We start from the raw sequence: 24,460 nt of genomic DNA on the forward strand, positions 1-24,460 counted from the left end.
CAAGAAAAACGCTAGACTATGAATCACCCGCAGAGCGTTTTAACCAATGTGTTGCATCCATCGGTTGAACTCACAGCTCATAGCAGACATAAGTCTTCTCCCTACCAATGTCGCGATGGCCTCGGGAATTGGACAAAACCTTGGGCACTATCATCAGGAATGTAAGAACCTAGAGTAAACAGTTCACTCGTATTCACGAGTGTTTGCCTGTTCACTTCGTGGTGAAAAGCACTTGGCTAAATTCGCAGCGGGTACAAGGGTACCAGCAAAGCTGTTCGCAGTGAGAAGTCGCGGCGGTCTGGATGGCTTTACCGCTAATATTGAGCGGCGAAACGACGGTAAGAACGATAGTTAATCATTTAGGTAGCACGAACGGGAGCAGCGAAGCCTACCTCGTATTTGCAGCGTTCGAGCTAAAGTGGAGGTTCGGCGTTGGCATCACCGGCGCGGCATAAGAAGCGGAGTCCACAACATCCTTTTGGCTGATTTGGCGGGTAAGTTATTCACAGTGTTCGTTGAACTGGTTCTGGACGCGCGGATCAACTCGATATCGGTTTTAGCCGCTTTGGTCATTCAGTTCGCTCGTTCGGCTTCAGTTCTTCCCAATGGTCAGCGCGATAAATAAAGCCGCGCCAATAGTCTGTTTCTCTCCAGTAGTCATCTGCACCCAAGATAATTAGAAAGTTTCCACGCTCTGCCAGGCTGACCGCCTTACGTGATTTGCTAATGATACTATGTAGATAATCTAAATAGTGATCGTTTATGCGGTTGTGGTAATAACTTACCGTGGCATACAAATCAGCATCTAAAAGCAGATGATGCGCCACTTCATCAGTGATCGAATCGCTATCGTTTTCATGCTCAAAAACGATACATGGGTTAATAATATAAAACCTATTTCGCTCGGAGTGTGCATCTTCAGGCCAGAACAAAATGCCGTCTGTGGAATAGTATTCCGTGTTCATCCCCAGCTGATTAGCGGCGGCGATCTCAGCCAATACGTTTATCATTTCGCGGGTATACGCTTTGCGCTGGCTCCAGACGGGTAGAATCAAATCACGCCGCCGGTAGTATGCTGTCGCCCACTGGTCTATAAAATCTTGTGTGGTCATCATTACTTTTTTCATACCTAGTTATTCTCCTTTGGAGCCCTTTGATACGGCGACTAGGTTAAATACTGCGTATCGCAATGGCAACGGGGCAACCGTCGCCGCGTGCATGGCTGTGGGCAGTTTGCTCAAACTCACTATGTTTGTGGCAAACTATCATTACTCGTCGCGTCATCCCTCTAAAAACGCGTGGCTGTAATCGTACCGGTCGCCATGTTTCGCCTGTGATAACTATTTCATTTCAGGAAATAGCCCCATCGTACCTTTAAAAATTCCGGGCTAATCGGGCTGTGCGGCTGGTGGTACGCCTGTAAATCTGTATCGAGCGCTAAAATGAAGCTCCATTTTCGCTGTTTAGGTGTTCTAAATTCACGGCAGATGTTTAATATTGATTATAATAATCAGGTAATGGAGCTGGCCAGTAGTAAACAAGAGCTATAAGACCTGCCTCAAGGTTACATAATTCACCGTTGAGTTAGCTTCCCTACGGGAGTGGGCTATGCGTGAACCTCCGCTTTGTGCCAAGAAGCAGACAGTTTATAACTGTCCATTACATTTATATTCAATAAGTATCAAGCCAACTTCCCAGCTGGTCTACCGTCCGATTACCTGAATATCTTCTGTACATCCAAATAAATCACAGTAAATATTGAACCAGTAAAAAATGGTAATGGATATGTTAACCAGTAAGGAGAAGATCCATGCAAATACCCATGCTAGAAACAGAGCGTTTACTGTTAAAGCCAATAGTTGCCGAAGATGCATCACAAATTCAAGAGCGCTATCCACGCTGGGAAATTGTCCGTTATATGGTGTCATCGGTTCCCTGGCCCTATCCTGACGATGGCGCAGCACACTATGTTAATAACGTCGTGCTGCCAGCTATGGCAAAAGGAGTCGCCTGGGTTTGGACCATACGGCACCGGGATAATCCTGACAATTTAATAGGTGTTATCTGCCTGGATGATGAGGAAGATAATAATCGTGGTTTCTGGCTGGTTCCTGAATGTCAGGGGCACGGATTAATGCGCGAAGCCAGTATTGCCGCGACAGATTACTGGTTTAACACTTTGAACAGGGCAGTATTGCGTGCTCCAAAAGCAACTGAAAATATACGTTCTCAGCGCATTTCAGTCAGTAGCGGCATGCGCCTAATAAGAACGGAAAAGAAAGAGTTTGTCAGCGGCCTTCTGGACTCAGAGTTGTGGGAGATTACTCGTGATGAGTGGAATGCCCATCACTCAAGCTAATAGGCTAGGATGTCCGCTTTCGCTCATAGCAGCAGTCAGTCCCCTGATGTTGCTTCGGCTGCTCCGTGCCAGGAGCGGACATTAAGGTAAGGAAATTGCGATACTTTGAATGATGAAAGTCGTTTCCGCTCAGTTTTTAATATTGAGAGCGGCCTCCTACAGTTAATCCAGCAAATGATAAAGATAACATTCACTCATTTACTGTATTAACGCCTCTCGCTGGTCGCTGACGCATAGCGCCCGGCGGATATCCATTGATGCGCTTAAACGCTCTGCTAAATGCTGCCTGTGAGGCATAGCCGAGGCGTAGTGCAACGGTGTCAATTGAGATCTTATCGTGAATAATCCAGTGACCTGCGATGCGCATTCGCACCTCCCTTACATAGCGAAGGGGAGGTATGCCGATGATTGATTTGAAGCGTTCAGCAAAAACAGAACGTGACACATGCGACTGGGCAGCAAGCTCAGCAACAGACCACTCCCGACTCGTATCGCGATGAATGGCCAGAATAGCACGGGCAAGTCGTGGATCACGTAACGCAGCGATCAGGCCAGCAGCGTTCTCGCTGCCGTTTTCGATCCATCCACGCACAATCATGGCAGCCGCCACTTCTGCGAGGCGTGCCAGAATGCCCGCGAAGCCAGCTCGTCCGGAACAGATTTCAAATTTCATCGCGCCCAGAATGGGAACCAGCCCCGGATAAATCTGTTCATTTGCCTCAACCACTATGGCTTGCGGCATCAGTTTACCAAGCCCCTGCATGCCACCGAGATCGAACTCCATACAGCCATAAAACAGAACCGTGCTGGGTGTCGGATGCGAACTCGGGCAAGTATTGATTCCGCTAACGGCCTCGCCTAAAGGAGCAGAGCCTAATGTATCGATATGTTGAAATGAACAGCTGACATCCGATACAAGCTGATGATCCTCACCCTGCGGCATGAATACCATGCTTCCGGCTTTCAGTTCGTACAACGTACCGTCGTGTGTACGAAGCAGAGCAGTGCCCACAGCGATGTAATGAAAATAGGCATGTCCCGGCCTGTTGCTAAAACCGACGCCAAACTCAGAGCCAGTCTGTAAACGGCGATACTGCACGCCACGCAGGCGCATTTCCAGCAGCAATTCACTGATGAGCTCGGATGACAGGGCAAAATGTTTATTCACATGCATATTCAGAGTTTCGGGTAAAAAATCAGGATATGGCATCATAGATCGTCCAGCTGCTCAACTCTACACTTGGAGCTGTAATTTTTCCCCAAGAAGAGTGTGTTATGAGAAATGAAGCAACTGAAGCTATATCCGCTAGTTTGAATAGTTCGGAACCCAAAGCATCCGCATGGATGGCCGTTATTTCACTGACGATGGGCGTGTTTGGCTTGCTAACTGCGGAATATCTTCCTGCCAGCCTGTTGACACCCATGGCCGCCGATCTCGGTGTGACCGAAGCTCTTGCTGGTCAAGCTGTGACGGTAACGGCTGTGGTGGCCCTGTTTGCTGGTCTGATGGTTCCCCGCCTGACGCGTAATTATGATCGCCGAAATGTTTTGCTTGGTTTTACCATGCTGATGATTGCCTCCAACCTGCTTGTCGCACTTTCATCCAGTCTGGCTGTTCTGTTAGTCATGCGCATTTTGCTGGGCATCGCGCTGGGAGGCTTCTGGAGTATGGCTGCTGCCGTCGCTATGCGGCTGGTCCCTGCTAAAAGTGTCCCACGTGCTCTCTCCATTATTTTTAGCGGCATTGCTGTCGGTACTGTAGTTTCGATCCCGCTGGGGAGCTATTTAGGTGGGCTTTATGGCTGGCGTAGTGCGTTTCTCGCTGCAAGTTTAGTCGGCGTGCTGACACTGCTCTTCCAGCTATTTACTCTTCCTGGTATGGCTCCGCGTAAAATGATGATAACGGCATCTGTCATGGATTTACTCCGCCGCCCCGGTATTGCGATGGGAATGACGGGGTGTGTGATTGCCCATACTGGCCAGTATGCGCTGTTTACCTATATTCGTCCGGCTCTTGAAAATATTGCCCAACTTGATGTGGATCGTTTGTCTTTGATACTACTCGGATTCGGCGTCGCTAATTTTATCGGTACGCTGCTGGCTGGATGGCTGATGGAGAGAAGCCTGCGTCTTACTCTGATACTAATGCCAGCGCTTGTCGGTTTAGCGGCATTGGGCATGATTTTGCTGCCACTAGAGGAAAAAGGGTTGATGTTGTTCGTCGCGTTGTGGGGGATGGCATTTGGGGGCGTACCCGTTGCGTGGTCAAACTGGGTAGCACGTTCCGTTCCCGATCAGGCTGAAACCGCTGGCGGCATGGTAGTCGCAGCAGTTCAGTCCTCAATTGCTGCTGGTGCTGCGTTGGGGGGATTACTCTTTAGTATCAGCGGCGTAACAGGTGTTTTCATCACCGCTGGTTGCATAATGCTTTTTGCCACGCTCATTATTGGACTAAAGGTGAGGGTCGCGCTGACCTGACCACTTCCCATATAACAACGTTTCAAATGAAGGCCAGCTGAACCAGGTGGCTGGCCTTAATAAAGTAGCGAGATTTATTAATCCCTTCTCGTTCTATTTATTGTCCACTTCACGCTCATAGCAGACCGGACAGCAATTCAGCCTGGTTGCTTAGTGCCAGGAGCGGAAGCTGGAGTGCCAGAGGCCCTCTAAAAATTGATGGTTCGTTTGCAGGGATACTTACAGCCGTATTGGCTCATGTCGGCTCTCGACCAAGCTATACCGGGGCGGTTCAGCTCAGAATCTGGATGAAATAAAGGATCCAGATGCGGATCCAATACCATTTGGACTTCTTTTCTTATGTAGCAGGTGAAATGGTCAGTTCCAGTATTCATATTTCGCCGTCATTACGGCGTTATGTTTGTCCACATACTGTTTACCTGCCCGATCAGTTGGGGTAATTGTGATATCCATATTGGCGCGTGTGCATTCTCCATGTGAGTTCCACTCCTCGCAGGTGGTCAGATTTTTTTCGATAGTGAAATACGTCTGGGTCTTGCTCAGGGTCAACTCACGGCCCTCGTTATCATAGCCATACTCTTCTATGGTTGAGGGTGATTGAGTTTTGATCAGGCGATGATTGCCATCATAACTATATACAATCGTATTATTATCTATCGCCATACTTCCTTTGCTTACCGCGCTTTCCAGTAATCCTGATGAATTGAAGTCGTAGTCGATTGTGCCTACTACGGTTTTATCTTTATCTTCCGGTTTTGTGGCCTCGATAACCGAACGATTAACTGCACGGCTGATAATTCCTTTATCGTTAAGCAGGTAAATTCCCTCAAGAGTCTGCCGATATGCCTGCGTGGTTTTCTGACTGTTTTTATCGGCTATGACCCCGTTTGAGTTCACCTGGATGCGCCAGCCAAATTCCGTTTTGTTCAACTGAATTTCAGAGGTTGCCGTGAAAACTGCTTTCTGGCCTGTTGAGGTTTTGACCTCTTTCATACGGCCGCCAATTAACTCACCGCATTGACTAAAGTTGCTATGAACCGATGTGCGAAGATACCCATCAGGACTATCAATAGTGATTGATACAGATTTGGGAATTTCAGTTCTTGTCGGCTGGCTCAGAAGGATGAAGTTGTTCAGCTTGTTTTTAGCGAAGATTTCCGCAGTGCATTGTGCTGCATAAGTCTGAAATGTGCAGAGGGATAAGAGAGTAATTAACAGTTTTTTATTATTGAATGACATTATTTTTTGTCCTCATGAACCGATCAGTTATCCAGATTTGGTTAAGTTGGCGAAGTTTTGTTTCATTGGCTGCTTGTCTGGTTTGACTCACTTGTCAATCAGTGGCTTCACTGCTGGCTACATGCTTTGTACAATAAGGTTCGCTTTTCGCTCTCAGCAGACCGATACCACTAGGCCATATAATAAAGGGCAAAAAAGCTTTCATCTTTTGTTAGCATCTACTTTTCTGCGGATATTAATCATCCTTACATACATATCTCTAAATTCTTTATCCTGCTTGATTACCATTTCCTTGGGCAAGGATGCACGCTCATTATTCCATTCATGAACAATATCCTCACATGCCTTATAAGCATCATTAACAATATTTTCAGCAGGAATCGTCGTGTTGATATATGGAATAGTATGTTTGTTCAGGCATATAGAGATGGGCGGCCCATAATCATGGTCTTCAGCATGGAGGGAAATAGCGAAAAGCATTGTTAACAGTGTTATAAATCTCATTTTCATTTTCCCTGTTGTCACAATATGACCAGAAATACCTGTCCTCTGCGAAAATATCGACTTTCCGTGATGAACCTTTAGTCGCTGAAGAAAGTTATTATGCATATGTTATGACTGCTTACACAATACCGGCCAAGTGATAGTCATCCTGTATCAGCTTGTAAAAGCTACAAGGTCAGCTTCACGCCCTGAGACTTTCGCCACATTTTTTTCTCTTCCATTAGTTTCAATATCTGTTCTTTCTCTTCGTCAAACGTCATAGCCCGAAATACTTACCGAACATATGTTTTCTTTTTTATCCGGTTTGGGCGATACAGAGAACTATTGAAACAAGAGTTGTATCCTGCTTTTACTTTCATTGCCTGAATACCAAATCGTCATATCAGTGATAGTGAATATTAGGAAAACATGCTTATTGGTGTGTCACTTTCCTGCATTGGTATACGTTTAGGTATACAAAACAAAGTTGAACTCAATTTTCACCAATAAAAACAACGCATTGATTAACCTATTCAACGTCCCCCAGCCCATTTAATTCAGATAACGAAATCACTTTTCAGAATAGTGATAACTAGTCACTACCCCTTCATCTGAAAAATCGACAGCCAGAAATTGTTCCCTATCATTAATAACTGGGATAATCAGATAGATGTGCCGATCTACGATTTTAGAGTAATAATCCCAATGCTTTGTATTATTGTAATTTTCCGTATTTATTGGCACTCCAAAATTAATAAGTACATCTTTACGGCTTGTCACTGTAGGTATAAGTTTCTGCTTGATTTCATTCTCTGAATACTCTGATAAACGTGTCTTGTTTGTGCTGTCAATATTTGAAGCGCAAGATGTAATCAACGCACAAACTAATGCAATACTAATTAGCTTCCCTCGATTCATTTTGAAATACCCTTTTCAACATAGATCCCATTAGTACTATCCAGCACAACTTCCTTTAGATAAAGAACACAATACCCAGTTTTATCGCCATAACTAATATTAGCTTCGTAGATTTTTTTCTTTTCTGGTGTAAATGGTAAATTCACGCTGCAACCCTGATATAAAGAATGATGAATCGTTGTCTTTTCTTCTGGCACAAGTAATGTTTCGAAATAGTCTTGCTTATACTCTTTCCCTGTCACTTTAGGCATTCCAATGTCCTTTGTAGAACCTAAAAAAGGATTTAAATAACGGTTATGCTTTAAAACCCAGCCACCACTTTCTTTACCCAACTTATCAGTTTGATATAAGGCATAGCTCATTGGTGGACCAATGAGGCGAATTTTAGCAACGTCTGGACTATCACTAGGTGGGATATACTGAGTTGGTTCAGGGAAAAAAGTACTACAGCCTGAAATACTCAGCACTACAGGAATTAAAAGATAGTTTAAACACTTCATGATATATCCTTATTAAAATATAAAAAGTCGCAGCGATATCTAATTATAAAAAAAATAAATCTGTCTGCGGCAGAAATTAGGTGATTTTTACCGACATAGGGACAGTCCGTTTTCGGAAAGTTGCGTAGTAAATATGAGGCCTCGAAGCGTCTCAATACGCATTTTTATTTGGTTTCCAGGAAAATAAAGTATTCATTCCGTATTTTCTTCAATGATGTTTAACATTGTATTTCGGTATCGGCAGTATTTCGTATTTCTTCAGTATTTTCTGAGACTTCATAGGTCGCGATCAAGCCTGCAAGTAGTGAGCGACTGGTGATCTGTCCGTCCTTGATTGGCATACTCTGATTTTAGATATCTACTGTATCCCAATTATCTTCGAACATTTTATGGTCAATAAGTCTGCTCTTTCTTTTCATCAAACGTCGTAGTCCGGTTCCTTGCCGGAGATATATTTTATTTTTTATCCGGTTAGGGCAATACGATGAACAACTAAAACAAGATTTATCTCCTGTTTTTGCTTTCATTGCCTGAATCTCAAACTCTTATCCACTATAGAAGTATGGATATTTTTGTATCTATCAACCTATGGGTTTTAGCCGCTTTGGCGCATTCAGAGTGAAAGTAATAGGTACGGTATGGAGTGACCAGATATAGGAATTTTACCGAATTATGATTATTGCTATTCATCATGTAATCTTCTGACCGGTCTTACTATCGCATGCATATCGCTTTCTTGTTCAATGCCAATATAGGCAAACAAAATGTGTCGGGGTTAGTGCTGACCCGGCAATATCAGAGCTTTGACCGTTTATCTCATCACCCAGCTCCCAGTTGATATTTACTTCAGCATGAATAATAAGAGACTTTATGAATAATACTCATAACCTTCCTAACCCCGCAGAGTCGAATAATGAATTACGCGTGTGGCAGGTTTTAAAATCACCAAAACTTATGACCCGCGAATGTCTCGCCGGTGTTGTGACAGCGTTGGCACTGGTACCGGAAGTTATCTCATTTTCAGTCATTGCAGGAGTCGATCCTAAAGTGAGTTTGATCGCCTCCATCGTCCTTTGTTTCACGCTTTCTATCCTTGGAGGCCGCCCTGCAATGGTATCCGCGGCGGCGGGTTCGGTTGCTTTGGTGATCGGCCCGATGGTTCACGCACACGGCGTAGAATACATATTGCCTGCGGTAATTTTGGCGGGGATAGTTCAAATACTTTTCGGCCTGACAGGCCTGTCGCGCATGATGCGCTATATTCCTCGTTCGGTCATGATAGGCTTCGTTAATGCGCTCGGTATTCTGATATTTTTTGCTCAGGTGCCGCATATCTGGGGCCAGTCAAGTCTGGTATGGGTTATGTTTGCCGTTACCCTTATCATTGTTTTACTGCTCCCACGCATAGTGAAAAGTGTACCCTCACCACTGATAGCCATCATCGTTGTTACCCTGGTAGCTATTCTGATGGGCTATAGATTACCCAATGTGGGCGACGAAGGAGCAATGAGTGCCGATTTGCCCAGCTTCACTCAGTTACTTGTTCCGCTCAACTGGCAAACCTTCCAAATAGTATGGCCCACCGCGTTAAGTGTCGCTTTCGTCGGTCTGATGGAGTCTTTGTTAACAGCAAAGTTGGTCGATGACATTACCGATACGCAATCCAGTAAACGCCGGGAATCTTGGGGTCTCGGTGTTGGCAACATTCTCGCGGGTTTCTATGGTGGTATCGCGGGTTGCGCAATGATTGGTCAAACTATCGTCAATGTGGAATTAGGTAAAGCTCGTAGCCGGGTATCCACAGTAGCAGCCGCGGTGGTGTTACTGGTCTTGGTTACTGGTCTAAGCAAGTTGCTGGCACAAATCCCAATGGTCGTGCTAGCAGGTATCATGATGGTTGTCGCAATGAAAACCGTTAACTGGCACAGCCTGCAACCGGCCACACTTAAACGAATGCCGTGGTCTGAAACGCTGGTGATGGTGTTAACCGTTCTGGTTACAGTTTGGACCAGCAATCTTGCGTTGGGTGTATTGGCAGGCGTTATTGTTGCCATGATCCTGTTTGCTCGCCGTATCGCACATGTGATTTATGCAGAGCGAACCCTGAGTAATGATGGCGCAAGTGTTCGTTATACCGTACACGGCCCCTTATTTTTTGCCAGCAGTAATGATTTGTTCGAGCACTTCGACTATGCGCACGATCCTAAGCGAGTCATCATTGACCTTACACATGCGCAGATTTGGGACGCCTCCACGGTAGCCGCGCTGGATGGCATCGAGTACCGCTATCAAAGATATGGTGCAAAAGTCATTATTGAAGGATTAGATACGCGCAGCAGTGATTTTCATAGCCGTCTCAGCGGAAATTTGAGGTAACGACATTGACTACAGCAGCCCACCTTGATGGTGGGCTGAGTTTAACTACATACCATGGTTATCAGCAATCCGAATACGACCCTAATCTATAGCCAAGCTGTTCAATCGATTGCTTTAATGCTGGCGACGTCAATACTTCCAACTCAGTAAGTCGTGGATAGCAGTAACCGCTGGTCATCAGAATTTTGTCTATAAAGGCAGGGTGGCACATCACCTCAATGGTATTAATTCCATTTTGATCCGCGGTTGCTAACAACTGCAAAAAAGACTGTTCTGTCAGATTCTCGCCATAAAATCCGGCATCAAACCACTCGGTGCTACGGGGATTATTCAGCACCATGCCCTGCTGTTGCGCCTCATGGCGATCAATACGTAATGGTAGTGATTTTTCGTGGGCAAAAGATTCAATCAACGGATAAATCTGGGGCAACATATGGACATGATGATGGCTATCAATATGAGTTGGTGGGCGGCCAAACACAGCGACGAATTTGTTAAATTGCGCAGTCAATTCTTGGGCAATTTCATCCAAATTTAACTCACCCGCTTCGGCCCGAGCCCATAGCCATTTACCCAGTTCACCCTTGGCATCCACCAATGAAGGCATGGCAGTTAAGGGCCGACCGTAAGTCAGAACAAAGTGCATACCTACTGGCAATGCAGGGTTTTGCTTGCTCAGTTCCGCCGCATGATAGATATCTGCACAATTCATCATTGCAGTGGTTGATGAAACAATACCATGCCGAAATGCTTCAATAATTCCGTAATTTTGGCCTTTGCATAGACCAAAATCATCAGCATTAACAATAAGTAACTTTTCCATTGAGGGTGCCTTATCGGTCTATTCCGGGATAAAATATAAAACCGGAAACTAATCGGATAATCCATCTCTGACGCAGTTGAATTTCTTGCGGTAATTTCCCGGCGTAAAAGAGGTCAATTTCTTGAAGTTTTTGATAAATAACGTGGTATCACTGTATCCCGCTTCGAAAGCAATATCGGAAACAAAGTAATTCGTCATTTCGAGCTGGGTTTTGGCAAAATTAATTCTGATTTCATTAATAATCTGCATTGGCGTTTTCTGATAATAACGCCGAGTGGCACGAGTCAGGTATTCTTGCGTTTTTCCCGACAGCGCAATCATGTTTACCAAGGCTTTCTCACCAAACATCGATTTATCATGCATTTTGTCGATACTGTTTTTTAACCACTGCGGTATGTCATCGTTAGTTTCAGTCTCTTTATAATGGCTGATACGGTTAGTCACATAGAATGTCAGCAGTTCGACTAATTCTGTCAGCTCATCTTCCCTAAAATGTGGCGCAGAAATAGCTGATTCAATATAAGAAAGAAAATCACCTTTCAGGCGATAAGCCTGCGAAGCCACAATAGGCCGGGAGAGTAGATGGGAATAGTGCTCTTCAAAGAAAGATTTTCTGATCCCAACGTTTAATATTCGCGTGGCACCAAAATCATAGAAACTTTGATGATGAGAACCCATGGGGATAAAAACAAAATCGCCACGTTCTAAAAAAACGCGCTTACCATTAATCTCCTGATAACACATACCGGTTAATATCAGGGTGTATTCATAGTAATCATGTTGGTGTAAGCCTGTCGCGCTCTCCGTTTTGTTATAAATAAACAGATGGAATTCTTTTCCGTTAAAAAAGTCTTTTTCACGTACTAATCTGACTTCCATCTTATTTACCTTCACTCTTTTATTTTAAAAACCAACAGCCATTTGTAGCGATTAGCTTATTTTTTGATGTAATTCAATGAGTTCTGAAATCAACTCTCGGGCTAACATCGCATTCATCAAATGATCCTGGGCATGCACTAATACCAACGTGACTCGGGTTTTACCCTCACCTTGATCTGCTTCAATAAGCTGAGTTTGTACCAGATGCGCTTCGTTCAATGCCTTGCGCGATTGTGCCATCAGCTCTTCTGCTTGGGCAAAATCACCTGTTTTGGCATGTTTCAATGCTTTATAGGCCAAACTCCGGGCTTGCCCTGCGTTGATAATCAACCCCATGACCACATCTTCCAGTTCATCGGTAGGTTGCACATCATCAACGATTTTATCTAAATCAAACATACTGTTGCTACTCCGTAAATTAAAGCCGTTAATTAAAGCCGTTTTGCCTGGCAACATCCGCAAACCAATAACCACTTTTCTTTATGACCCGCGATTGATCTGCGATATTCAATCGCACTAATCCATAACGATTTTTATAAGCATTAAGCCAAGACCAGCAATCAATAAAAGTCCACAGATGATAGCCTTTACAATTGCAGCCCTCTTCCAAGGCTCGATGTAACCATTTTAGATGCTCGCGAATGAACTCAATGCGATATTCATCTTCAACCCGGCCAGATGGGGTGATAAATTGCTCTTCGCCCTCAACCCCCATACCATTCTCAGAGATATAGCAGGGAATATTGCCATAATTCTGTTTCAGGTTGGTCAGAATGTCATACAACCCTTTTTCATAAATTTCCCAGCCACGATGCGGATTAACTTTCCGCCCCGGCATCTCATAAAAGCTAAACAAGTCTTCTGGCGTTTTCACCTGGCCCATAGGGGTTGTAATATCTTTCGCCTTGACTCTTCTTGGCTGGTAATAGTTAACGCCTAATAAATCAACGACGCCGTTAGTAATAAGTTGGCAATCGCCGGGTTCGATATTGGGTAGCAAGTCATGCTCACGCAACAATGCAATCAGTTCGTCAGGGTAAGTACCTTTAGTGACGGGATCGAGAAAGCTACGATTAAGTAGCAGATCGGCGTGATTTGCAGCCACATTATCGGGAATACTATCAGAGCGAGGATAGGTTGGGGTGAGGTTCAAAATGATGCCAATATCACCCCCCTGCTTCAGTTCCCGATAGTTTTCAACGGCTTTGGCGTGTGCCAGGACACTATGGTAGGCCACAGTTACCGCTCGGTTAAAATCTACCACACAAGGATAATGTAAGTCGTTCAGATAGCCAGCTTCAACCGGCACCACTGGCTCGTTAAAGGTAAACCAGTGTTTTACCCGGTCACCAAACAAGGTAAAGCAGATTTTGGCATAGCGAGCATAAGCATCAACCACCGCACGGCTTTCCCAGCCGCCTTTCTCTTGCATGCACAATGGCATATCAAAATGGTAGAGGTTGATAAATGGCGTGATGCCATTTGCCAGTAAGGCGTCAATGACCGCGTTATAAAAGGTGACGGCTTTAGGATTAAGCTCGCCGTCACCGGTTGGGATCAGTCTCGACCATGAAATCGATGTCCTGAAAGTGTTATGACCTAATGCTTTTAACAGCAAAATATCCTGCTGATAATTATCGTAAAAGGTGGAGGTGTTTTCCGGGCCAACTTGGCCATGAAAACGTTCTGGTGCGATGTCATACCAATAATCAAAGATATTCTGGCTTTTACCATCCCGCAATGACGCCCCTTCAGATTGGGTTGCAGAAGTGGCACTACCCCACCAAAAATTCTCGGGAAATTGATATTTCATTCCAGCCTCCAACCTCATACGTTAAATGGGTTTTACCCTTAGAATTTCAAGCTATCTGCTATTTCTTCTTCGCTTTGAACTTCACTGTCTATCGCGTTTTGTGCTTTATTGGCAATAATCACAAAGGGTAGATAAATCATTGTGGCAATACCAAGGTTGAACAAACTTAATAGCATCGCCGCAATACTGCCGTTGGTGTTAAAGAAAGCCCCTAATCCGACAGGCATGGTCCAAGGTGCAATATTGGTGATTGGCGGAATAAAACCGGTGTAATACGCAATTGAAGTGATAATGGCTAATACCGGTTGAACCAGGATAAACGGAATAAAGAACAGCGGGTTCATAATAACCGGTAAACCAAACAGAATTGGTTCGTTAATCTGGAAGATACTGGCTGGAGCACCCAGTTTTGCCACCTGACGATAATCTTCACGGCGAGAACCAATAAAGATAGCAATAACCAGCCCCAGTGTTGCCCCGGTTCCGCCGAGGAAGATATAGGAATCAACAAAAGGCTTGGCCCACATATGGAATTCTTTGCCAGCAGCCAAGGCCGCAGCAACCGAACCATATTGGGTATATGTCGCCACGTTTTCCAATGCAAATGGCATCATAATGCCACTTTCCAATGCAGATAATGCCATCGCACCGTGTATCCCGAAGAACCACAGTAGTGAAGAGCACATCACATACACCCATCCTACAACACTGCCCATCTTAGACAGAGGAGCTGAAATGGTGTCCATAATGATCTGGTGGAAGTTGGTGCCATGTAATCCAAGGGCATAGGCAATCACCCCCATGATGGACAGAATGATAAAACCAGGAATCAGTGCAGAGAAAGAACGGGAAACTGAAGTCGGGACACTGTCTGGCAGGCGGATAACCCAGTTACGGCGCACGATGAAGGCGAAGACCTCTGCCACCACCAAGCCGATAATGATACCGGATATAATATTTGCACCACCTAACCAGTTGGCACCAACCGCATAGGCATCGCCAACACTGTATGGGGTCACGGTCATAAAGGCAGCAATCGCCAGCAGTGCTGAAGCCAGCGGATCGACTCTTTTCTCTTCAGCCAGAGCCATACTGATAAAGAATGGCGTCATTAACGACATGATACCGAGAGTACCGTTGTAAACGTTGCCGCCTATCGCTTTAAAACCATTGAGCGTGGTGATGGTATCGGCGTCTAGCCGAACACCCATCGAGAAAAAGAATGACCCTTCACCAAAACTCAAGAAAACGTTATTGATAAGTACAAACATAGCACCCGTCAGGGTTAGCGGCATCAGCCGAATGAACCCATTCTTGATGGCATTAATATGTTGCTGTTTGCCAATTTTAATGGCGAAGGGCAATATGGCCCTTTCCAGAGAATTAATAAATGCGCTCACAGTGCTCCCCTTATTGTTTTGCTTTTTTTATTGCGGCAACAGCAGCTTTTAATACCCCTAAACCATCGACCTTGCCGTACAGGATAGAATCAATCACTTCGACGGGTTTGTTAGGGAACATTTTGGTGACTTCAGGCAACATATAAGCAATCTGTGGCCCTAAGAGGATCACATCGGCTTCAATCCCATGCTGCGCGGCCAGTGCTTCCGGGTAAGCATTGATAATCACTGGCACTTCATACTTCTCTGCTTGTACTTTCATTTTGGAAACCAGTAATGAGGTAGACATACCGGCAGAACAAAATAGATAAATTTTTTTCTTTTCCATACCCAACACCTTTTGATGTTCAAAAGACACAAGTTATTCATATGCCAGTGCAATGGTGAATTCCGTTTACCTGTACTTTATCGTGCCCCTTGCCCAGCCCCATTGTTTCTGGTTGTCGGCAGTATACGGAGTTGACAGCCAATCCAGTAATTCAAGCATAGCAATAATCGTCTAATATTGACTTTTCACATTGATAGCCTTCACATTTCTCAGTTATTACAATGTGATGGTTATCGCAAAATGATTATTTTTTTGCTCGGCGAATTAAGTTTAATTCATTTTCATTTCATATAGTTAGTTATTATTAGCTGATTTTGGAACAGCGAGGCACTACAATAAAATCGATTGAAATCGATAAAAGAATAAATTAGGAAATCTTATTGGTTTGATAATCGTTTCATCCAAACTTTCTCACTTTTTCGGCAGGTTCAGCGCAACAGCTTTATTCGTGAAGCGAAGAGCATGGCCGCCGTCCTCCTCCACATACAGCCAATACACAGTCCTTTAGGGGCAAAAATAGCCGATTCCGACTTAATACTCTAAAGTTAACAGGTGCTTGCCTATTTATGGAGTGACTAATGACGTTATTAGAAAATAAAACACCAGCCTCTCGACTGTATTTTCAACTATTAAAATTACTTTTGCTGAGTGTGTTTATCTCCGCATCGGCCATCGCCGCCCCAACCTCCACAGTGACGATAACTGAGCTACAAAATGGGTTGGATCACCCCTGGTCACTGGCATTTCTACCGGATAATGAGGGGATTTTGATCACCGAACGATCCGGGCAACTTAGGTTATGGCAACAGGGAAAACCGCTGTCAGAACCCTTGAAAGGCGTGCCCGCAGTGTATTCCAAGGGGCAAGGTGGCTTATTGGAAGTCGCATTATCACCTAAATTTGCCCAAGACAGGCGCGTCTACCTTAGTTTTGCTGAAGAGGGAAAGAACGGAAAAGCCGGTACTGCGGTGGGCTATGGTCGCCTTAATCCGCAAGGCACTGCTGTTGAAAACTTCACCGTTTTCTTCCGCCAACGGCCCAAGTTATCAACCGGCAACCATTTTGGCGGCAAATTAGCTTTTGATAAGCAAGGGGATCTTTTTATCACTTTGGGTGAGAATAATCAGCGCCTGACCGCTCAGGATCTGAGCTTGCACCAGGGTAAAATTGTACGTCTAACCTCAGATGGTAAAGTGCCGAAAGATAATCCCTTTGCCAATCAGTCACCGGCAAGACCCGAAATTTGGTCTTATGGCCACCGTAATCCACAAGGGTTGGCGCTTAATCCATGGAGTGGCTTGATGTGGTCCAATGAACATGGGCCGAAAGGCGGCGATGAAATAAACATCCCAATAGCGGGAAAAAACTACGGCTGGCCACTGGCAACACACGGGGTGAACTATTCCGGTTTGCCGATCCCTGAAGCGAAAGGTACTCATGTAGATGGGACTGAACAGCCCGTCTATTACTGGGAAAAATCACCAGGTATCAGTGGGATGGCCTTTTATGATGCCGACCGATTCCCTGGCTGGCAGGACTCGCTATTTATCGGCACATTAGCGCAAAAAGAGTTGATTCGTTTACAACTGGATGGCGATAAAGTCATGGCGGAGGAGCGCCTGTTGGGTGATCGTGGTGAAAGAATCCGCGATGTACGCATCGGGCCTGACGGCTATGTTTATCTGTTGACGGACGAGAGCGACGGTAAGCTACTCAAAGTCGGTCTTGCGACTAATAATTAGCTTAGTAGCCACAAATTTCCAAAGAAAAAGCCGGATAATATTCCGGCTGAGGTTAATGACAAAGTGCTCGTAACGGTGAAAACAGGTAGATCGTAAAGATGCCGTACTTCTTTTGTTAAAACAAGTATCCTTGTAGGCTCGAGCCGTGCCATCCTCCACCACAGCAAGTAAACCCCTCTGATTGCAAAAATTCTTACTCTATATTTCTGCTATCAGAATGATCCTATAACTTATTTGTACTACAATTATTACCACTCTAGTGAATAACTATGGAGGGCTTTTTATGACTGCAATCGATGTAATGTGGGTTGGGCTAGGTGGAGGGATTGGCTCATTATTACGATGGTGGATAGGACTCGGTGTCGGCAAGATATATAAAGGTAATTTTCCCCTCGGCACTTTTCTAATTAACATTTCGGGTGCATTTGTAATTGGTTATCTAAGCATTCTTTTTAGTGTCGACTGGCGCGATCGCTATGGCGATCTCATGAATGCCGCCGTGTTAACCGGTATTTTAGGCGGTTATACCACCTTTAGTAGCATGCAATTAGATGCGGCAAAACTATCTACAGCCCGGGGCAGAGCTATTGCTGCTGGATATCTGATTATTTCTGTATTAGTCGGTTTAGCTGCAGCCGCATTGGGTGCATGGCTGGCCTATTAATCAGAGGGACAATTTATTAACCGGATAATGTTATTAATCGGAGAGCGTTGTTAATCGGAGAACGTTATTAATAGGAGAAAGTTGTTATGCCGAATCTTATTATTTTAGTTTTTGTGGGTGGGGCTTTTGGTGCCATGTGTCGTGAATTTATTATGTTATCAGTTCCACGACTGGCAGATGGTTTCCCAATGGATATCTTTATAGCCAATATCATCGCCGCATTTTTATTAGGGTTAGCCACCTCTTTCTTTAAAAACGGTAAAATTAATCAATATGTCCATCTGATGGTAGGTACCGGTATTATGGGTGGTCTTTCAACATTTTCTAGTTTCGTATTTGGTGCCGTTGAAATGATGAAAACCCCCGGAGAGGTTTTAGTCTCAATTTGTTACCTGGTTATCAGCCTGATTGTTGGTTTTATTGCTGTTGAATTGGGTTTAATGGTGGGACCAAAAGAGAAACCTAAAGACTCACAAACTGCCACGCAATAAGAAAATGCAGTAATATCTTAAGGCATAAAAAACACCCTCACCATGAGGGTGTAAGGTTAATAGAAAAACTATTGATAACTCAGTGAGTGAAGGGGTTACCGCACCTCGGGGCACTCCGACGGCTTACGCCGTTACGACCCCAACGGCACGATTCCCCTTCATTCGACTTGATCAATAGATTTAATCTAATTTCTGGCAATTACCAAAGAACATCTCGGTAATAAGAGAATTATTAATCGTATCGCCATTTAAGGTTCTGACCAGCAGTTCGCTACCTAACAATGGCAATGAGAACACCATATCAGGGTTAACACGTTTAACTTTTTGCATATTTTGCGTTTCATTAACCAGAGCTAGTGTTTTCGTACCCTCACCGGCAATCTCTTTTGCTGCCAGAATGGTAAAGGTATTATCGGCATCATTGTTGCACAATGCGATAATATATTTTGCCCTGGCGGCACCAGCTAATTTCAGTGTTTCGACCGAAGAGGGATCCCCCTCAATAACATCTGCATGTGGAGGAAAACCGTGTTGGCTGCCAACTGCGCAAACCACAGTAACATCATCACCCCGGTCACGCAGACCGTTATAAACATTCAGCGCCAAAGAACTGGAACCGACAATAATAAAATGATTTTTACGTTCCACGTGAGAAATCCTACCTTTAACAATGCGTTTAATATTATTACTGATTATCGGGCCGGCAATAGAAGCAATCGAAGTAGCAAAGACTGTAATGCCAGCAATAATCACCGTAAGAGTGAACATTCTCGCCACAGTGGTATGCGGAATAATATCCCCGAAGCCCACTGTCGACATACAAACAATCGCGAAATAGAACGCTGTAGGTAAATCGGTCACCACCGGTGCGAACTCATCCCCCATGTAAAGTGTGCCCAGCATGCTATAGACGATTAATGAACAAATACTTGCGATCGCAAAGAATGTTGCACTCCCAAGACTGTAATGATCAAACTCACGCCAATAAAATAGCAATGCAACAAGGACAATAAGGGAATAAGTGGTCAGTTTATCTTGATCTTTCAGAATAAAGATATTGATAGCAACGAGTGTAAACAGCAATAACACTGTAAGAAACCATGCAGTACGGATTTTCATCGCAACTGAAAATGCCATTAATATCAATAGCAGACCGATCATAAATCTTGGAATTTCAAATAATTCAAGAAAACTTAGCGCCTCCTTCCAAGTACTGAAATTGTTTATCGCATCTGTTGAATGAGATAGTGCCCGGAAAAGCACAGGGCTTAACACCAGATACCCATTAATGGCCACCAAAATAGCCAACAAAAGCGGTATTGAAACCTTAGTTTTAATTTCCTGTAATATTTTCATCAATAGAGTGACTAAAATTGTTATAGGTGAATCAAGTATAGATAAAAAACGATAAAAATCATGGTCAAATATGATTATTTTTGACTAAAATCAAATGATAATTCGGTTATTACTATAAGGACAACATCACTCTGGCCATTTTACATTTTGTAAAGTTATCCATACTCAATAATGAATAAAATAATAATCCTATAGTTGCATTAATATCATTTTGGTTAATAATATATAGGTTCACTGGCATATCGGAAATGCCAGCGTTCGTAGACTTGAGTGATATCTATCACCCTTAATTTAAGTGTCTTAAATATTTCATCATATTTAACAGATAAATAAGGAAATAAGCATGTCCTACAAATCACTTCGTAATATTGCATTGACTGGTTTATTACTTTCCGCTGCCGCAACAAGCTTTGCAGCAACTACTAGCGCAACGGCGACTACCCCGAGTGATATGACCTGCAAAGAGTTCCTGGATCTGAATCCGAAGTCATTTACTCCGGTTGTTTATTGGGTATTAAATGATGATACTCAATATAAGAAAGGTGATTATGTTGACTTGCACGAGACTGACACTATCGTGACACCGAAAGTAGTCGAAGTCTGCAAGAAAGCACCTGAAAGCAAACTCTCTGAAATTAAACAGGATATTTTAGGCTTTGCTAAAAAACATATGTAACGTGTAAATGTCTACCTTATGAAAAAGGCGCTTAATAAGCGCCTTTTTATTTTATTGAATAATAACTAACGGGTAATACTCAATTTATCATAACCACGAACATAATAATTAACCGCAGAAATTATCCAACATAGTATAAACATACCAATAATCCAGTAACCTATCTCACCTAAGTTTTCACTGATATTATTTATTGGTGTCCAAATACCGCCAGTCAAATTAAGTTTATCCGCAATTAACCCTAATGCTTCAATTCCACCAATAAAGAATGCAATGATAACTGAAGCCGCAGTGATAGTAATGTTGTAATACAATTTCCGTACCGGTTTTGAAAAGGCCCAACCATAAGCACCAATCATGACAAAGTTATCGAGTGAGTCGATCAAAGCCATCCCGGAAGCAAATAAAATAGGGAAAACCATAATTGACCACAAATTCATGCCGTGAGTTGCACTAGCCGCTGAGATCCCTAACACCCCAATTTCGGTAGCAGTATCAAAACCTAAACCGAATAAAAAACCAACAGGGTACATATGCCAGCTTTTATTCACCATGTTAAACACACGTTTGAATATTCTGGCCAGGAAACCGCCATTATTGGTCACCAATAGATCAAGTTCTTCGTCTTTATAGACATGCCCTGCTTTAACCTGTTTAAACTTTTTATATACTGAAATCAGAATGGTTAAATTAAGAAAACCAAACAACAATAAAAACAGTGACGAAACCAACGTACCAATCAAACCGCCGGTTTCGTGGAACCACGCCATATTATTCTTAAATGCCATGGCGGTTGCTGCGATAGCCAGTGACGCTAATATGACAATAGTCGAATGACCAAGGGAGAAGAATGTCCCAACCGCAATCGGGGTCTTCCCCTGTTGCATCAATTTACGAGTTACATTATCAATAGCGGCAATATGATCAGCATCTACGGCATGACGCAAACCAAAACTATAAGCCAGAAATGCCATCCCCATTAACACTGCATTATCATTAAATTCGGTAAAAGCCCAAACCCATGCCAGCCCATTAATCACCAGTAAGCCAATCAATAAGTAAATGGCGCGACGCTTAGTTTGCTGGTTGCCAAATGCACTACGTTTCTCTATTCCAGTCGTCATATTCATACTCCAGAATAAAATCGCTATTGTCTATGTGCTGGCATCACATCTTTATTAGGAACCAGGAATAACCATGAAGCGAGAACAAATGGCATCGTCAAGGTTGGAATACCGATAGGGGACAATAGAATATTCAAAGCGCCCTGCACGATGACCGTAAAAATAACACCGACGATGGTATAAGCCAAAACGCGCCAACTGGGCTTGTTAAATGTCGAACCTAAAGCGATCGCCGTCAATACCGCACTGAATGCATAAAGTCCGGCATCAATACTGCTCGGGTTTGCCCCAAGGAATATAGCGGTGAAAAGCGCCAATAGTGAACCACCTACGGCAAATACGGCGGCCCAGAGCGATTCAACCGCCAGACCGATGATAAAAAGAATGCCGCCAATCAAACTACTGAATAAAAATACCTGAGAAACACCATTGAACATGCTGACGAAAAGATTACCCCCCGCAGTTGCTCCACTATCTAAAACCAACGGATGAGGTAGAGCCGGAGTAGGTAATCCACTGCTATGTAAACCGGCAAAGGCGTAACTAGCCAGCAAGATCATCCAGGTTGTGAGAACAAAAGGTGCAGTTAATGCCGCAACTTTCCAGGTTTTTAAAATATCGGCGATACAAACCATAACAATGACCGACACGATGCTACCTAAAACAATACACGCCCAGACTATCGGTGTGGCAACCAAAAATGTCGGTAATGCCGCCCCCACCAAACACCCGTTATAGCCGTATAACCCTGAGCGCCATGATTTACGGTCGCGCATCGTTAGCCCGGTGAGTGTTGCCACTACTGTTCCCAGCACACAACCGTAAGCCACTGCCGGATTCCCTTCGCCATAGGCTCCGACAAATATTGCGATAAAAAAGAATAACCCAGTCAGAGGGTTATTCTGGAACATGACTTGAGCACAGCCGCGCAGCGTTGTATCGATAAATTCAATGAAAACATTCGAAGCACTAAGTTGTGCCCAGCCGGATTGATTGCCCGTTTTCGCGTTCATTATTTTACCCTTCTAACTTGAAGCCACAGCTGTATTAGCTGCACTCTCTCGTCTTTGCACCTATTTATTGTTGCAGCGATGTTTTGCTGCAACGCCAATAACTTTGAGCAACACCCTAGCGCCACAAGAATTTTTCCGGCAATGTCACACCGAGAATTTCCTCACGAGCTATTTTCCAAAACTGTCGAATTTCATTTTTCACACCGGCACTATCGATTCCCAGTGCTTTAAACACCAGCCCGCAATCATTTGGTAAGCGCGTTGCCCCACTGGCAATACCGCCTTTAATATCAAAGTGGGCCGGTACCCGCGCCAGAATGCGATCATGATGCTCTTTGGGGGTTAACAAGATCACATTGCCGAACGCATCAAATGATTGCATTACCCCAATGGCATCAAGACTTTCTGACTTCGGTTCCAACACATATTTCTCAACAAACAGCTCTTTACCTGCTGGCTGTTCTTTACCCAAAAAAACGTGCGCAGCCACTCGGGAGGAATAAACATCAAAACCAAAGCGTTCGTCCGCATGGTGATATTTACGCCCAGACATCAGCACTTCCGAATAAATCGCCGTCGCCGTAGGATGAATATTAATGGTGGTATCAGTAATAAAACGCGAATTACGATGTGGAATAAGTGGGTCTGGCATAAATTCAAGATACCCTCCCTCTTCCACCGTAAAATTCTGTATCTGCGACGCGTAGTTGGCATTCATCATATGAACTTTGGTCGCCGATTGCGTAGTGACATGGGCGCAAGCCCCCGCCTCCACAATCACGTCAGTGGCCAGACGGTCACCTTGTAAAATGCATCCTGACGTCGAGATCATGGTGACACACGGCAGTTCGGGCATTTCTTCATCCCAGTACAGCGCTTTTTGCACCATTGAGGGCACCCGTCTTTCCATTTCGGCCAAAATACTGCGATGTTCACGTTTGGCAAATCTCAGTTTAAGATAGCCGCTTTTCCCTACCGCCCCGCTACGCATTTGCGCCGGTTCATCTTGGTATTCCGCGAGTTCCGGCGCGTTGAGACCTAATGCGTGAGCGCGAACCCGTGAAGGAGTTTCCACGATATTCTGGCTCTGCGATGTCATGCATGTTCTCCTTGTGGCTGCACATGGGTAAACAAGAAGTCGCGCATAATCATATCCACCAACTCTTCAATGCCCTGCCCGGTTTTGCAGTTGGTCAGAATATAAGGGCGCTCGCCACGAACCACTTTGGTGTCACTTTCCATCACATCCAGGCTGGCACCGACATAAGGGGCGAGGTCAATTTTGTTGATGACAAGAATGTCCGCCTGAACCAAACCTGGGCCATTTTTACGCGGGATTTTTTCCCCTTCCGCCACATCGATGACATAGATATAGAAGTCGGCCAAGGCCGGGCTAAAGGTCAGTGTCAGGTTGTCGCCACCGCTTTCAATCATGATGAGGTCGCTGTCAGGGAAGCGCTCTTCCATCTCTTCCACCGCAGCAATATTCATACTTGGGTCTTCACGCACCGCAGTATGCGGGCAAGCACCGGTTTCGACCCCGAGGATCTTCTCTTCATCCAGAATGCCTTTCAGGGTACGTTTCACCTGTTTAGCATCCTCGGTGGTGACGATGTCATTGGTAATGATCAGCGGCTTAATACCCCGTTTGATCAGAATAGGGGTGATCACTTCGATAATGGCGGTTTTACCTGAACCCACCGGGCCACCAATACCAATGCGGGTGATCTTTTTGCGTTTATCGGTTGAATGGCTATTCACGGGGTAATCCTCTTAGTTTTATCTGATATTGGCCAAG

General features: G+C 44.4%; 24 protein-coding genes. 7 read left to right on the forward strand and 17 right to left on the reverse strand.

Translation table 11 applies throughout. The features are described 5' to 3' along the window. Positions 1–569: 569 nt before the first annotated feature. A complete protein-coding gene (locus QSV56_RS19900) occupies positions 570–1,127 on the reverse strand; it encodes a hypothetical protein (RefSeq protein ID WP_019082178.1) in 558 nt (185 codons plus the stop codon). A gap of 683 nt (positions 1,128–1,810) precedes the next feature. Between QSV56_RS19900 and QSV56_RS19905 the strand changes: the two genes are divergently transcribed. Continuing rightward, entirely contained in the window at positions 1,811–2,359 is a 549-nt protein-coding gene (locus QSV56_RS19905) for a GNAT family N-acetyltransferase (RefSeq protein ID WP_019082179.1), read from the forward strand. Positions 2,360–2,549: 190 nt separating this feature from the next. Here QSV56_RS19905 and QSV56_RS19910 read toward each other — a convergent pair whose 3' ends face one another. Further along, positions 2,550–3,572, reverse strand: a complete 1,023-nt coding sequence (locus tag QSV56_RS19910; RefSeq protein WP_050880816.1) for an AraC family transcriptional regulator — start codon at positions 3,570–3,572, stop codon at positions 2,550–2,552. Between the two features lie 62 nt (positions 3,573–3,634). On the opposite strand from QSV56_RS19910, the gene QSV56_RS19915 reads away from it, so the two are divergent. Beyond that, positions 3,635–4,837, forward strand: coding sequence for an MFS transporter (locus tag QSV56_RS19915; protein ID WP_046050396.1), 1,203 nt, complete (start codon positions 3,635–3,637; stop codon positions 4,835–4,837). Between the two features lie 357 nt (positions 4,838–5,194). Here QSV56_RS19915 and QSV56_RS19920 read toward each other — a convergent pair whose 3' ends face one another. The 4 genes from QSV56_RS19920 to QSV56_RS19935 form a co-directional block, all read right to left on the reverse strand. Next, positions 5,195–6,076 carry a hypothetical protein gene (locus QSV56_RS19920; protein ID WP_046694656.1) on the reverse strand — a complete coding sequence of 294 codons (882 nt, stop codon included), beginning with the start codon at positions 6,074–6,076 and terminating at the stop codon, positions 5,195–5,197. A gap of 201 nt (positions 6,077–6,277) precedes the next feature. Further along, positions 6,278–6,580: a hypothetical protein gene (locus tag QSV56_RS19925; protein ID WP_050122172.1), complete on the reverse strand. Its 303-nt coding sequence runs from the start codon at positions 6,578–6,580 to the stop codon at positions 6,278–6,280. Between the two features lie 549 nt (positions 6,581–7,129). Continuing rightward, positions 7,130–7,477 carry a hypothetical protein gene (locus tag QSV56_RS19930; RefSeq protein ID WP_046694655.1) on the reverse strand — a complete coding sequence of 116 codons (348 nt, stop codon included), beginning with the start codon at positions 7,475–7,477 and terminating at the stop codon, positions 7,130–7,132. Next, positions 7,474–7,977: a hypothetical protein gene (locus QSV56_RS19935; RefSeq protein WP_080343442.1), complete on the reverse strand. Its 504-nt coding sequence runs from the start codon at positions 7,975–7,977 to the stop codon at positions 7,474–7,476. The genes QSV56_RS19930 and QSV56_RS19935 overlap by 4 nt, the downstream gene beginning before the upstream one ends. A gap of 870 nt (positions 7,978–8,847) precedes the next feature. Between QSV56_RS19935 and QSV56_RS19940 the strand changes: the two genes are divergently transcribed. Next, the gene (locus QSV56_RS19940; RefSeq protein ID WP_050335418.1) at positions 8,848–10,353 is read left to right on the forward strand and encodes a SulP family inorganic anion transporter; all 1,506 of its coding nucleotides are present in this window, start codon (positions 8,848–8,850) and stop codon (positions 10,351–10,353) included. A 61-nt stretch (positions 10,354–10,414) separates the two neighbouring features. On the opposite strand, the gene chbG is transcribed toward QSV56_RS19940, so the two are convergent. Genes chbG through QSV56_RS19970 form a run of 6 tightly spaced genes read right to left on the reverse strand, consistent with a single transcriptional unit; the run spans position 10,415 to position 15,596 of the window. Further along, positions 10,415–11,176 carry a chitin disaccharide deacetylase gene (gene chbG, locus QSV56_RS19945; protein ID WP_050162395.1) on the reverse strand — a complete coding sequence of 254 codons (762 nt, stop codon included), beginning with the start codon at positions 11,174–11,176 and terminating at the stop codon, positions 10,415–10,417. Between the two features lie 48 nt (positions 11,177–11,224). Next, positions 11,225–12,070: a transcriptional regulator ChbR gene (chbR, locus tag QSV56_RS19950; protein ID WP_255265352.1), complete on the reverse strand. Its 846-nt coding sequence runs from the start codon at positions 12,068–12,070 to the stop codon at positions 11,225–11,227. A 36-nt stretch (positions 12,071–12,106) separates the two neighbouring features. After that, positions 12,107–12,454 (reverse strand): PTS N,N'-diacetylchitobiose transporter subunit IIA, encoded by a 348-nt coding sequence (chbA, locus tag QSV56_RS19955; protein WP_005166426.1) that lies wholly within the window; start codon positions 12,452–12,454, stop codon positions 12,107–12,109. A 28-nt stretch (positions 12,455–12,482) separates the two neighbouring features. Then, entirely contained in the window at positions 12,483–13,868 is a 1,386-nt protein-coding gene (locus QSV56_RS19960; RefSeq protein WP_301213472.1) for a glycoside hydrolase family 1 protein, read from the reverse strand. Between the two features lie 38 nt (positions 13,869–13,906). Further along, complete coding sequence (gene chbC / locus QSV56_RS19965; RefSeq protein WP_005172943.1) at positions 13,907–15,268, reverse strand: PTS N,N'-diacetylchitobiose transporter subunit IIC; 1,362 nt, start codon at positions 15,266–15,268, stop codon at positions 13,907–13,909. 10 nt (positions 15,269–15,278) lie between these two features. Continuing rightward, the gene (locus QSV56_RS19970) at positions 15,279–15,596 is read right to left on the reverse strand and encodes a PTS sugar transporter subunit IIB (protein WP_005166429.1); all 318 of its coding nucleotides are present in this window, start codon (positions 15,594–15,596) and stop codon (positions 15,279–15,281) included. Positions 15,597–16,174: 578 nt separating this feature from the next. On the opposite strand from QSV56_RS19970, the gene QSV56_RS19975 reads away from it, so the two are divergent. The 3 genes from QSV56_RS19975 (at position 16,175) to crcB (ending at position 18,493) form a co-directional block, all read left to right on the forward strand. Further along, on the forward strand, positions 16,175–17,338 hold the full coding sequence (locus QSV56_RS19975) for a PQQ-dependent sugar dehydrogenase (protein WP_263816262.1): 1,164 nt from the start codon (positions 16,175–16,177) through the stop codon (positions 17,336–17,338). A gap of 283 nt (positions 17,339–17,621) precedes the next feature. Beyond that, positions 17,622–18,002, forward strand: coding sequence for a CrcB family protein (locus QSV56_RS19980; protein WP_019083836.1), 381 nt, complete (start codon positions 17,622–17,624; stop codon positions 18,000–18,002). Positions 18,003–18,088: 86 nt separating this feature from the next. Then, complete coding sequence (gene crcB, locus QSV56_RS19985) at positions 18,089–18,493, forward strand: fluoride efflux transporter CrcB (RefSeq protein WP_046694651.1); 405 nt, start codon at positions 18,089–18,091, stop codon at positions 18,491–18,493. 180 nt (positions 18,494–18,673) lie between these two features. Here the strand turns inward: crcB and kch are convergent, their stop codons facing one another. After that, entirely contained in the window at positions 18,674–19,849 is a 1,176-nt protein-coding gene (gene kch / locus QSV56_RS19990) for a voltage-gated potassium channel protein (protein WP_019082137.1), read from the reverse strand. Positions 19,850–20,192: 343 nt separating this feature from the next. Here kch and hdeB point away from each other — a divergent pair, with 343 nt between their 5' ends. After that, the gene (gene hdeB, locus QSV56_RS19995) at positions 20,193–20,525 is read left to right on the forward strand and encodes an acid-activated periplasmic chaperone HdeB (RefSeq protein ID WP_005164238.1); all 333 of its coding nucleotides are present in this window, start codon (positions 20,193–20,195) and stop codon (positions 20,523–20,525) included. A gap of 65 nt (positions 20,526–20,590) precedes the next feature. Here the strand turns inward: hdeB and QSV56_RS20000 are convergent, their stop codons facing one another. The 4 genes from QSV56_RS20000 to ureG all read right to left on the reverse strand — a co-directional run bounded on the left by QSV56_RS20000 (position 20,591) and on the right by ureG (position 24,423). Next, positions 20,591–21,649, reverse strand: coding sequence for a HoxN/HupN/NixA family nickel/cobalt transporter (locus QSV56_RS20000; RefSeq protein WP_019082136.1), 1,059 nt, complete (start codon positions 21,647–21,649; stop codon positions 20,591–20,593). Between the two features lie 23 nt (positions 21,650–21,672). Beyond that, the gene (gene yut / locus QSV56_RS20005; RefSeq protein WP_019082135.1) at positions 21,673–22,662 is read right to left on the reverse strand and encodes an urea transporter; all 990 of its coding nucleotides are present in this window, start codon (positions 22,660–22,662) and stop codon (positions 21,673–21,675) included. Positions 22,663–22,777: 115 nt separating this feature from the next. Beyond that, positions 22,778–23,761 carry an urease accessory protein UreD gene (locus tag QSV56_RS20010; RefSeq protein WP_019083837.1) on the reverse strand — a complete coding sequence of 328 codons (984 nt, stop codon included), beginning with the start codon at positions 23,759–23,761 and terminating at the stop codon, positions 22,778–22,780. After that, positions 23,758–24,423: an urease accessory protein UreG gene (ureG, locus tag QSV56_RS20015; RefSeq protein WP_004390399.1), complete on the reverse strand. Its 666-nt coding sequence runs from the start codon at positions 24,421–24,423 to the stop codon at positions 23,758–23,760. The genes QSV56_RS20010 and ureG overlap by 4 nt, the downstream gene beginning before the upstream one ends. Positions 24,424–24,460 lie beyond the last annotated feature (37 nt).

This window comes from Yersinia sp. 22-579 (assembly GCF_030433455.1).
GTDB classification, from domain to species: Bacteria; Pseudomonadota; Gammaproteobacteria; order Enterobacterales; family Enterobacteriaceae; genus Yersinia; species Yersinia enterocolitica.

Coding starts and splice junctions, on each gene's coding strand:
- QSV56_RS19935 (WP_080343442.1), bottom strand. CDS start 7,977: ATGAAGTGTTTAAACTATCTTTTAATTCCTGTAGTGCTGAGTATTTCA.
- QSV56_RS19925 (WP_050122172.1), bottom strand. CDS start 6,580: ATGAGATTTATAACACTGTTAACAATGCTTTTCGCTATTTCCCTCCAT.
- QSV56_RS19940 (WP_050335418.1), top strand. CDS start 8,848: ATGAATAATACTCATAACCTTCCTAACCCCGCAGAGTCGAATAATGAA.
- QSV56_RS19915 (WP_046050396.1), top strand. CDS start 3,635: ATGAGAAATGAAGCAACTGAAGCTATATCCGCTAGTTTGAATAGTTCG.
- QSV56_RS20000 (WP_019082136.1), bottom strand. CDS start 21,649: ATGACGACTGGAATAGAGAAACGTAGTGCATTTGGCAACCAGCAAACT.
- QSV56_RS19960 (WP_301213472.1), bottom strand. CDS start 13,868: ATGAAATATCAATTTCCCGAGAATTTTTGGTGGGGTAGTGCCACTTCT.
- QSV56_RS19900 (WP_019082178.1), bottom strand. CDS start 1,127: ATGAAAAAAGTAATGATGACCACACAAGATTTTATAGACCAGTGGGCG.
- QSV56_RS19930 (WP_046694655.1), bottom strand. CDS start 7,477: ATGAATCGAGGGAAGCTAATTAGTATTGCATTAGTTTGTGCGTTGATT.
- crcB (WP_046694651.1), top strand. CDS start 18,089: ATGCCGAATCTTATTATTTTAGTTTTTGTGGGTGGGGCTTTTGGTGCC.
- QSV56_RS19920 (WP_046694656.1), bottom strand. CDS start 6,076: ATGTCATTCAATAATAAAAAACTGTTAATTACTCTCTTATCCCTCTGC.
- QSV56_RS19910 (WP_050880816.1), bottom strand. CDS start 3,572: ATGATGCCATATCCTGATTTTTTACCCGAAACTCTGAATATGCATGTG.
- chbA (WP_005166426.1), bottom strand. CDS start 12,454: ATGTTTGATTTAGATAAAATCGTTGATGATGTGCAACCTACCGATGAA.
- kch (WP_019082137.1), bottom strand. CDS start 19,849: ATGAAAATATTACAGGAAATTAAAACTAAGGTTTCAATACCGCTTTTG.
- QSV56_RS19975 (WP_263816262.1), top strand. CDS start 16,175: ATGACGTTATTAGAAAATAAAACACCAGCCTCTCGACTGTATTTTCAA.
- QSV56_RS20010 (WP_019083837.1), bottom strand. CDS start 23,761: ATGACATCGCAGAGCCAGAATATCGTGGAAACTCCTTCACGGGTTCGC.
- QSV56_RS19980 (WP_019083836.1), top strand. CDS start 17,622: ATGACTGCAATCGATGTAATGTGGGTTGGGCTAGGTGGAGGGATTGGC.
- yut (WP_019082135.1), bottom strand. CDS start 22,662: ATGAACGCGAAAACGGGCAATCAATCCGGCTGGGCACAACTTAGTGCT.
- hdeB (WP_005164238.1), top strand. CDS start 20,193: ATGTCCTACAAATCACTTCGTAATATTGCATTGACTGGTTTATTACTT.
- QSV56_RS19970 (WP_005166429.1), bottom strand. CDS start 15,596: ATGGAAAAGAAAAAAATTTATCTATTTTGTTCTGCCGGTATGTCTACC.
- chbG (WP_050162395.1), bottom strand. CDS start 11,176: ATGGAAAAGTTACTTATTGTTAATGCTGATGATTTTGGTCTATGCAAA.
- QSV56_RS19905 (WP_019082179.1), top strand. CDS start 1,811: ATGCAAATACCCATGCTAGAAACAGAGCGTTTACTGTTAAAGCCAATA.